General features: G+C 63.3%; 3 protein-coding genes and 1 pseudogene. 3 read left to right on the top strand and 1 reads right to left on the bottom strand.

Features of this window, described 5'->3' with window-relative positions:
- A pseudogene (locus tag VIE67_RS09965) lies at positions 1 to 422 on the bottom strand (ATP-binding protein); the annotation flags it as partial.
- A 364-nt stretch (positions 423 to 786) separates the two neighbouring features.
- Between VIE67_RS09965 and VIE67_RS09960 the strand changes: the two are divergent.
- The 3 genes from VIE67_RS09960 to VIE67_RS09950 all read left to right on the top strand — a co-directional run.
- Positions 787 to 2,193 (top strand): MdtA/MuxA family multidrug efflux RND transporter periplasmic adaptor subunit, encoded by a 1,407-nt coding sequence (locus VIE67_RS09960; protein WP_332025750.1) that lies wholly within the window; start codon positions 787 to 789, stop codon positions 2,191 to 2,193.
- Between the two features lie 83 nt (positions 2,194 to 2,276).
- Positions 2,277 to 5,492 (top strand): efflux RND transporter permease subunit, encoded by a 3,216-nt coding sequence (locus tag VIE67_RS09955; protein ID WP_332025748.1) that lies wholly within the window; start codon positions 2,277 to 2,279, stop codon positions 5,490 to 5,492.
- A partial coding sequence (locus VIE67_RS09950; protein WP_332025746.1) for an efflux RND transporter permease subunit occupies positions 5,489 to 8,356 on the top strand: 2,868 nt, incomplete at its 3' end. The genes VIE67_RS09955 and VIE67_RS09950, both read left to right, overlap by 4 nt.

Raw genomic sequence — 8,356 nt, 5'->3', positions numbered from 1 at the left:
AGCGCCAGATAGGCGGCGCAGGGCAGCAACACCGCACACGCCAGATAGCGCGCCGACAGCGCGGTCGCTGCCAGCGCGATCGGGATGATGTACAGCGAGATGAACGGGTTGGTCGCGCCGCCGGTCAGGTATAAAAGGTAGCTTAATACACCCGTATCGATGGCGAGGTGGACGACGACTTCGGCCTCCGACACCGGCCAGGGCTGGCGCAGTCGCCACCAGGCGAACAGGGCGAACACGCTGAGTGCCGCGATGCCCGCGAGCAGTGCGCCTTCGGCGATCGGCAACGCCAGCCAGTGCGCGACGACAAGCACGGTCAGTGCCTGGCCGACGATCGCGCAGACGCGCAACCATGCAAGGGTCAGCGCGAGTTCGCGCGGACCGTAGTGGCGTCGGAAACGGGGCAGGGGCGAGTCGGGCACAGTGGGAAGCTAGGCGTGGTCTTGAACCGGCGTGGCGCAGGCTTGATTCTATATGGGTCATCGCGCGCCGGGTGGCGGCGGCGAACGCGCTCCGACGCGACAGCGTCGTGGAACAGGCCCCAAAGTTACACGTGCTTACACCTGTTAACCCGGTTGTAATTGTCGATTCATGCGGCGCAGGGTAACTTGGCGTACGGTTTGCGGCCTCTGTGCCCGGATTGCGTCTTCCATAGCGGACGCATCAGCATCATTGCGGCGATTTTGCCAGCGCTAACGCTGGCAGGGTATCGTCGCACTCTGCGTGCGTTGCAGCGACCTTGCTGCGCGGGCGCTCGATAAAAATAATCCAACTCAAAGCATGCCCATGAGCACAGAATCCAACCGCACCGGTTTGACGCCCAACCCACCCCAGCGGCGCTGGCGTGCCTACCTGATCGTTCTCGCTGTCGCCCTGGTTCTCGGATTCGGCGCCTACTGGCTCGCGAAGAGCGCGCCGCCGGCGCAGACCGGCGGCCGTTTCGGCCGTGGCGCCGCCGCCGGCGGTCTGGCGATGCCGGTCGGCGCGGCAACAGTGACCAACGGCGATATCAACATCGTACTCAACGCACTCGGTACGGTGACGCCGTTGCGCAGTGTCACCGTCGGCGCGCAAGTCGCCGGACAATTGCTCAGCGTGCAGTTCAAGGAAGGGCAGATGGTCAACCAGGGCGATCTGCTCGCCGAAATCGACCCGCGCTCGTATCAGGCCGCGCTGAACCAGTACCAAGGTGCGTTGGCGCGCGATCACGCCCTGCTCGCGAATTCCCGCATCGACCAGGATCGTTACCAGACCCTGTACAAGCAGGACTCGATCGCCAAGCAGCAGCTCGATTCGCAGGTGTCGCTGGTGCATCAGAACGAGGGCACGGTGAAAGCCGACCAAGGCCAGATCGATACGGCCAAGGTCAATCTCGGCTATACGCGCGTCGTCGCGCCGGTAACCGGGCGTGTCGGTCTGCGCCAGGTCGATCCGGGCAACAACGTGGCCGTGGGCAACAGCATTGTCGTGGTCACCCAGTTGAAACCGATCGACGTGCTGTTCACCCTGCCTGAAGACAATCTGCCGACCGTGTTGCAGAAGATGCACGCGGGTACCGCGCTCGGCGTGGAGGCCTACGACCGCGCCGGTTCGACCAGGCTCGCCAGCGGCACGCTCGCGAGCCTCGACAATCAGATCGACACCAGCACCGGCACGGTGAAAGCCAAGGCCGAGTTCGTCAACGACGACGAGAGTCTGTTCCCGAACCAGTTCGTCAACGTGCGCCTGCTGCTCGACACGATGCACAACGCGATCGTCATCCCGACGTCGGCGCTCGAACGCGGATCGGGTGGCCTGTACGTCTACGTCGTCGGCGCCGACAAGACGGTGTCCGTGCGCAATATCAAGACCGGGCCGACCGAAGGCGAACGCGTCGCCGTGACCGACGGACTGAAGGTCGGCGAACTCGTCGTCACCAGCGGCGCCGACCGCTTGCGCGACGGCAGCAAGGTGGAGTTGCCGGGCGACCAGCCGCAACCAGCCCCCGCTGCCGGTGCGGCGAAGACGGCAGCCGATGGCAGCGCCGCACAGAGTCGCGGCCAGGGACAGAGTGAGGGGCACCGACGCGATGGTGCAGCTCCGGCCGGCACAGCTCCGGCTGGTGCGAATCCGTCCGCGACAACGCCGGCCGGTCCGAATGCGCCGACCCCTGCCGGCGCCGACAGCAAACCTGCGGACGGCGGCAAACCGTGATTTTCCGTCATGCTTGAATTGGCACCATGCAAAGCCGACTTGAACGAGCCTGCTGCGCACGTCGGGCTTGGCGGTAGCGCGCGATGAATCCCTCACGCCTGTTCATCATGCGCCCGGTTGCCACCTCGCTGCTGATGGTGGCGATCCTGCTGGTCGGCATTCTCGCGTATCGCTTCCTGCCGATCTCCGCGCTGCCCGAAGTGGATTATCCGACGATCCAGATCACGACCTTGTATCCGGGCGGCAGCCCGGAAGTGATGCTGACCTCGGTGACCGCGCCGTTGGAACAGAAGCTCGGGCAAATGCCCGGGCTGAACCAGATGTCGTCGACGAGTTCGGCGGGCGCCTCGGTGGTGACCTTGCAGTTCAGCCTGGACCTGAGTCTCGACATCGCCGAACAGGAAGTGCAGGCGGCGATCAATGCTGCGGGCACCTTCCTGCCCACCGACCTGCCTTCGCAGCCGATCTACAGCAAGGTCAATCCGGCCGACGCGCCGATCCTCAGTCTCGCGCTCACATCCAAGACCCTGCCGCTGACTCAGGTCGAGGATCTGGCCGACACGCGGCTCGCGCAGAAAATCTCGCAGATCGACGGCGTCGGCTTGGTCACGCTCTCGGGCGGGCAGCGTCCCGCCGTGCGCATCCAGGCGAATCCGACCGCACTCGCGTCCTACGGCATGAGTCTCGAGGATCTGCGCTCGGCGATCGTCAATGCCAATGTCAACGGCTCCAAGGGCAGCTTTGACGGGCCGACGCGTTCGTACACGATCGACGCGAACGACCAGCTCAAGTCCGCGGCTGCGTATAAAGATATCGTCATCGCCTTCAAGAACGGCGCCCCGGTGCACCTGTCCGACGTCGCCGATATCGTCGACGGCGCGGAAAACAACCGGCTCGCCGCGTGGAAGGACTCGCTGCCGGGCATCATCATGAATATCCAGCGCCAGCCCGGCGCCAACGTGATCGACGTCGTCGACCAGATCAAGAAAAAACTGCCGTCGCTCACGCAATCGCTGCCGGCCTCGGTGGACGTGGCCGTGCTGACCGACCGCACGGTGACCGTGCGCGCCTCGGTCGCCGACGTCGAGTTCGAACTGATGCTTGCGGTCGTACTCGTCGTCGCGGTGATCTTCATCTTCCTGCGCAATATTCCGGCGACCGTCATTCCGAGCTTCTCGGTGCCGCTGTCCCTGGTCGGTACGTTCGGCGTCATGTATCTGGCCGGTTTCAGCCTCAACAATCTGACCATGATGGCGCTGACGATTTCCACCGGCTTCGTCGTCGACGACGCGATCGTGATGATCGAGAACATTTCGCGTTATCTCGAGGAAGGCGATTCGCCGCTCGAGGCGGCGCTCAAGGGATCCAAGCAGATCGGTTTTACCATCATCTCGCTGACCATCTCGCTGCTCGCGGTGCTGATCCCGCTGCTGTTCATGGGCGACGTGGTCGGGCGCCTGTTCCGCCAGTTCGCGATCACCCTGGCAGTGACCATCGTGATCTCGGCTGTGGTCTCGCTGACTCTGGTGCCGATGCTGTGCGCGAAAATCCTCAAACATCACAAGCTCGAAGACGAGAATCGTTTCTCGCGCAAGACCGGCGAGATGTTCGAGCGCATCATCGCCAGCTACGGGCGCTGGCTGACCTGGGTGCTCGACCGCCAGTTCGCGACCCTGCTGGTCGCCATCGGCACGCTCGTGCTGACCGTGATTTTGTATATTGTTATACCGAAGGGATTTTTCCCAATCCAGGATACCGGCCTGATCCAGGGCATTTCCGAGGCGTCGCAATCGATTTCGTTCGCCGCGATGGCCGACCGCCAGCAGGCGCTGGCCAAGGTGATCCTGCAGGATCCGGCAGTGCAGTCGCTGTCCTCGTTCATCGGCGTGGACGGGACCAACACCACGCTCAACAGCGGCAATTTCCTGATCAATCTGAAAACGCACGGCACACGCGATGACGTGGAAACCGTGATTGCGCGTCTGCAGAAATCGGCGGCGCAAGTGCCGGCAATCCGGCTCTACATGCAGCCCGTGCAGGACCTGACCATCGAGGATCGCGTCAGTCGCACGCAGTATCAGTTCACGCTCGGCTCGCCCAATCTCGACGACTTGAACCAATGGGTGCCCAAGCTCGTCGACAAGCTCAACCAGCGGCCGGAATTGTCCGACGTGGCGAGCGATCTGCAATCGCAGGGTCTGCAGGCCTATTTGAATATCGATCGCGATACCGCTGGCCGGCTTGGCATCACGCCGGCGGCGATCGATCAGATCCTGTACGACGCGTTCGGTCAGCGCCTCGTGTCGACGATCTACACCGAGGCCAATCAGTATCGCGTCGTGCTCGAAGTCAAACCGGAATTTCAGAAGGGACCCGAAGGGCTCAGCCGGCTCTATGTGCCCGGCTTGAGCAACGCCAACAGCGTCACCAGCAGTTCCAGCGCTACCTCGTCGGTCGGCACGCCGCAGGGTGCGACGCCGGGAGTCAGCTCGGGCACCACGGCGGCGCCGGTGGCGAACGGTCAATTGCCGATCAACACCGTGACCACGCTCAGCGAGCGCGCTTCGCCGTTGCTGATCAGTCATCTGAGCCAGTTTCCGGCGACGACGGTTTCGTTCAATCTCGCTCCGGGCGCTTCGCTCGGCGCCGCGGTCGAAGCGATCAAGCAGGCCGAACTGGATATGGGCATGCCGGCGAGCATCACCACGCAATTCCAGGGCGCCGCGCTGGCGTTCCAGGCCTCGCTGACCAACACCGTGCTGCTGATCCTCGCCGCCATCGTGACCATGTACATCGTGCTCGGCGTGCTGTACGAAAGCTATATCCATCCGATCACGATACTGTCGACCCTGCCGTCGGCCGGCATCGGCGCCCTGCTTGCGCTGATGGTTGCGCGCGACAGCCTGGGCATCATTGCGATCATCGGCATCATCCTGCTGATCGGCATCGTCAAGAAAAACGCGATCATGATGGTCGACTTCGCGCTCGACGCCGAGCGTAACCAGGGCATGGCGCCGCGCGAGGCGATCTACCAGGCCTGCCTGCTGCGCTTCCGTCCGATCCTGATGACCACGCTGGCCGCATTGTTCGGTGCCTTGCCGCTGATGCTCGGCACCGGCGTGGGTTCGGAGCTGCGCCATCCGCTCGGCATCACCATCGTCGGCGGCATGATCGTCAGCCAGGTGCTCACGCTGTTCACGACGCCAGTGATCTACCTGGCCTTCGATCGGCTCGCCGGGCGCGTGTCGAGTCGTTTCGACGACGGCGCCGAAGCGCAGGCCGAGGTGGCGCCGTCGTGAGCAACCGCTTCTCGAGTCTCTCGGAGCCGTTTATCCGCCGCCCGGTGGCGACGACCCTGCTCACGATCGGCATCGCGCTCGCGGGCATGGTGGCGTTCAGCCTGCTGCCGGTATCGGCGTTGCCGCAGGTGGATTATCCGACGATTTCGGTGGGTGCTTCGCTGCCCGGCGCCAGTCCGGAGACGATGGCAACGTCGGTCGCGACTCCGCTGGAGCGCCAGCTCGGCCGCATCGCCGGTGTGACCGAAATGACGTCGTCGAGCGCGCAGAGCTCCACGCGCATCACCCTGCAGTTCGACCTGAGCCGCGATATCGACGGCGCCGCGCGCGACGTGCAGGCCGCGCTCAACGCGGCCTTGGCGCAGTTGCCGAGCGTGCCCACCAATCCGAATTACCGCAAGGCCAACCCGGCCGATGCGCCAATCCTGATTCTTGCGTTGACTTCGAAGACCTTGAACACGGGACAGATTTACGATTCGGCATCCACGGTCGTCGCGCAGAAGATTTCCCAGGTACAGGGTGTCGGCCAGGCGACGCTCGGCGGCGCCACCGCGCCGGCCGTACGCGTCGATGTGAATCCGACCGCGTTGAACAAGTACGGCATCTCGCTGGATACGGTGCGCATCGCCCTGGCCAACGCCAACGCAAATCGGCCCAAGGGCTTCGTCGAGGAAGGCGACAAGCATTGGCAGATCTATACCAGCGACCAGACCACCCTGGACTCGAACGAGTACAAGGACATGATCGTCGCGTGGAAGGACGGCGCGGCCGTGCGCCTGTCCGATGTGGCCAACGTGACCGACTCGGTGCAGGACGTGCGCAACCTGGGCTTGTTCAACGGCCAGCCGGCGGTGCTGGTCATCATCAACAAGCAGCCGAATGCGAACGTGATCGAGACGATCGACCGGATATTGGCGCTGTTGCCGCAGTTGCGCGCCGCGATTCCGGCCGATATCCAGATCGATATCGCGGTCAATCGCACCACCACGATCCGCGCTTCGCTGCACGATGTCGAGACCACGCTGATCATTGCGGTGATCCTGGTCATTCTGGTCGTCTTCGTGTTTCTGCGCAGCTGGCGCGCAACCCTGATTCCCGCGGTCGCCGTGCCGGTCTCGCTGGTCGGCACGTTCTCCATCATGTATCTGGCCGGATTCAGCCTGGACATTCTGTCGCTGATGGCGCTCACCGTGGCGACGGGCTTCGTCGTCGACGATGCGGTGGTCGTGCTGGAGAACATCTCGCGGCATATGGAAGCAGGCATGTCACGTATGGATGCCGTGCTGCGCGGTGCGCGCGAGGTCGGTTTCACCGTGTTGTCGATGAGCCTGTCGCTGATCGCGGTATTCATTCCGATCCTGCTGATGGGCGGCCTGGTCGGCCGCTACTTCCGCGAATTCTCGGTCACCCTGTCGGTCGCGATCGTCGTCTCCCTGCTGGTTTCACTGACCACGACGCCGATGATGTGCTCGCGCCTGCTGCGCCACGATGCGCAGCGCGAGCCTGGAAAATTCTTCGCTCTCAGCGAGCGCGTATTCAAGCGCATGCTGGCCGTTTACGAGCGCACGCTCGGCTGGGCGCTGACGCGGCCGCTATTGATGATGTTCATCCTGCTGGTGACGGTCTGTCTCAATGTGTATTTGTATATCATTGTGCCGAAGGGATTCTTCCCGACCGAGGATACGGGTTTCCTGGTCGGCGGCGTGCAGGCCGATCAGAGCATTTCGTTCCAGCTGATGTCGCAGAAGCTGGTCGAGTTCATGAAAATCGTCAAGAGCGATCCGGCCGTGGCCAACGTGGTCGGCTTCACCGGTGGCGGCCGGCGTAACGGCGGGTTCGTCTACATCGCCCTCAAACCACTGGCTGAGCGCGGCATCGCTGCCGACGGTGTGGTCAGCCGCCTGCGCGGCAAGCTTGGCGACGTGGCTGGCGCGCAACTGTTTCTGCAACCCGCGCAGGACATCCGCATCGGCGGTCGGCAGAGCAACGCGGCCTATCAGTACACGCTGCAGAGCGACAGCCTCGACGATCTGCGCACCTGGCAGGACAAGATTCGCGAGGCATTCCAGAATATGCCCGAGCTTGCCGACGTCAACTCGGACGCGGCGGCGAAAGGCCTGGAGACAGCGTTGACCTTCGATCGCGCGACTGCCGCGCGTCTGCGGGTGACGACGCAGGCCATCGACAACGTGCTCAACGATGCCTTCAGTCAGCGTACGGTATCCACCATCTATACGGCGTTGAACCAGTATTTCGTGATCATGGAAGTGGCGCCGCAGTTTCTGCAGAGCCCCGAGTCGCTCAAGGACATCTATGTGCGCAACGCCTCGGGTGACATGGTGCCGCTGACGGCGTTTTCGACCTTCGGCTTCGGCACGACGCCACTGGAAGTCAATCATCATGGCCAGTTCGTTTCGACCACGATTTCCTTCAATCTGGCCGACGGCGTCAGTCTCGGCGACGCTTCGGATGCGATCACCAAGACGATGTCGCGGCTTGGCGTGCCGGTCAGCATCCACGGCGGATTCGCCGGCAACGCGAGTGCCTTCCAGCAGGGCCAGAGCAGTCAGCCCTGGTTGATACTGGCCGCGTTGCTGGCGATCTATATCGTGCTCGGCATGCTCTACGAGAGCTATGTGCATCCGCTGACCATTCTTTCGACCCTGCCGTCGGCCGGCGTCGGCGCAATCCTCGCCCTGCTCGTGTGCCGCACCCAGTTCACCGTGATTGCGTTCATCGGCGTGATCCTGCTGATTGGCATCGTCAAGAAGAACGCGATCATGATGATCGACTTTGCGCTCGATGCCGAACGCAATCAGGGCCTCGATGCGCGCGCCGCGGTGTTCCAGGCCTGCCTGCTGCGT

The sequence above is a fragment of the Rudaea sp. genome (assembly GCF_036560865.1).
Taxonomy (GTDB): Bacteria; Pseudomonadota; Gammaproteobacteria; order Xanthomonadales; family Rhodanobacteraceae; genus Rudaea.
This window is presented reverse-complemented; position numbering and strand designations above follow the sequence as displayed.

Bases quoted from the DNA above. Each gene is read 5' to 3' on its own strand.
- VIE67_RS09960 (WP_332025750.1), top strand. From the start codon at position 787: ATGAGCACAGAATCCAACCGCACCGGTTTGACGCCCAACCCACCCCAG.
- VIE67_RS09955 (WP_332025748.1), top strand. From the start codon at position 2,277: ATGAATCCCTCACGCCTGTTCATCATGCGCCCGGTTGCCACCTCGCTG.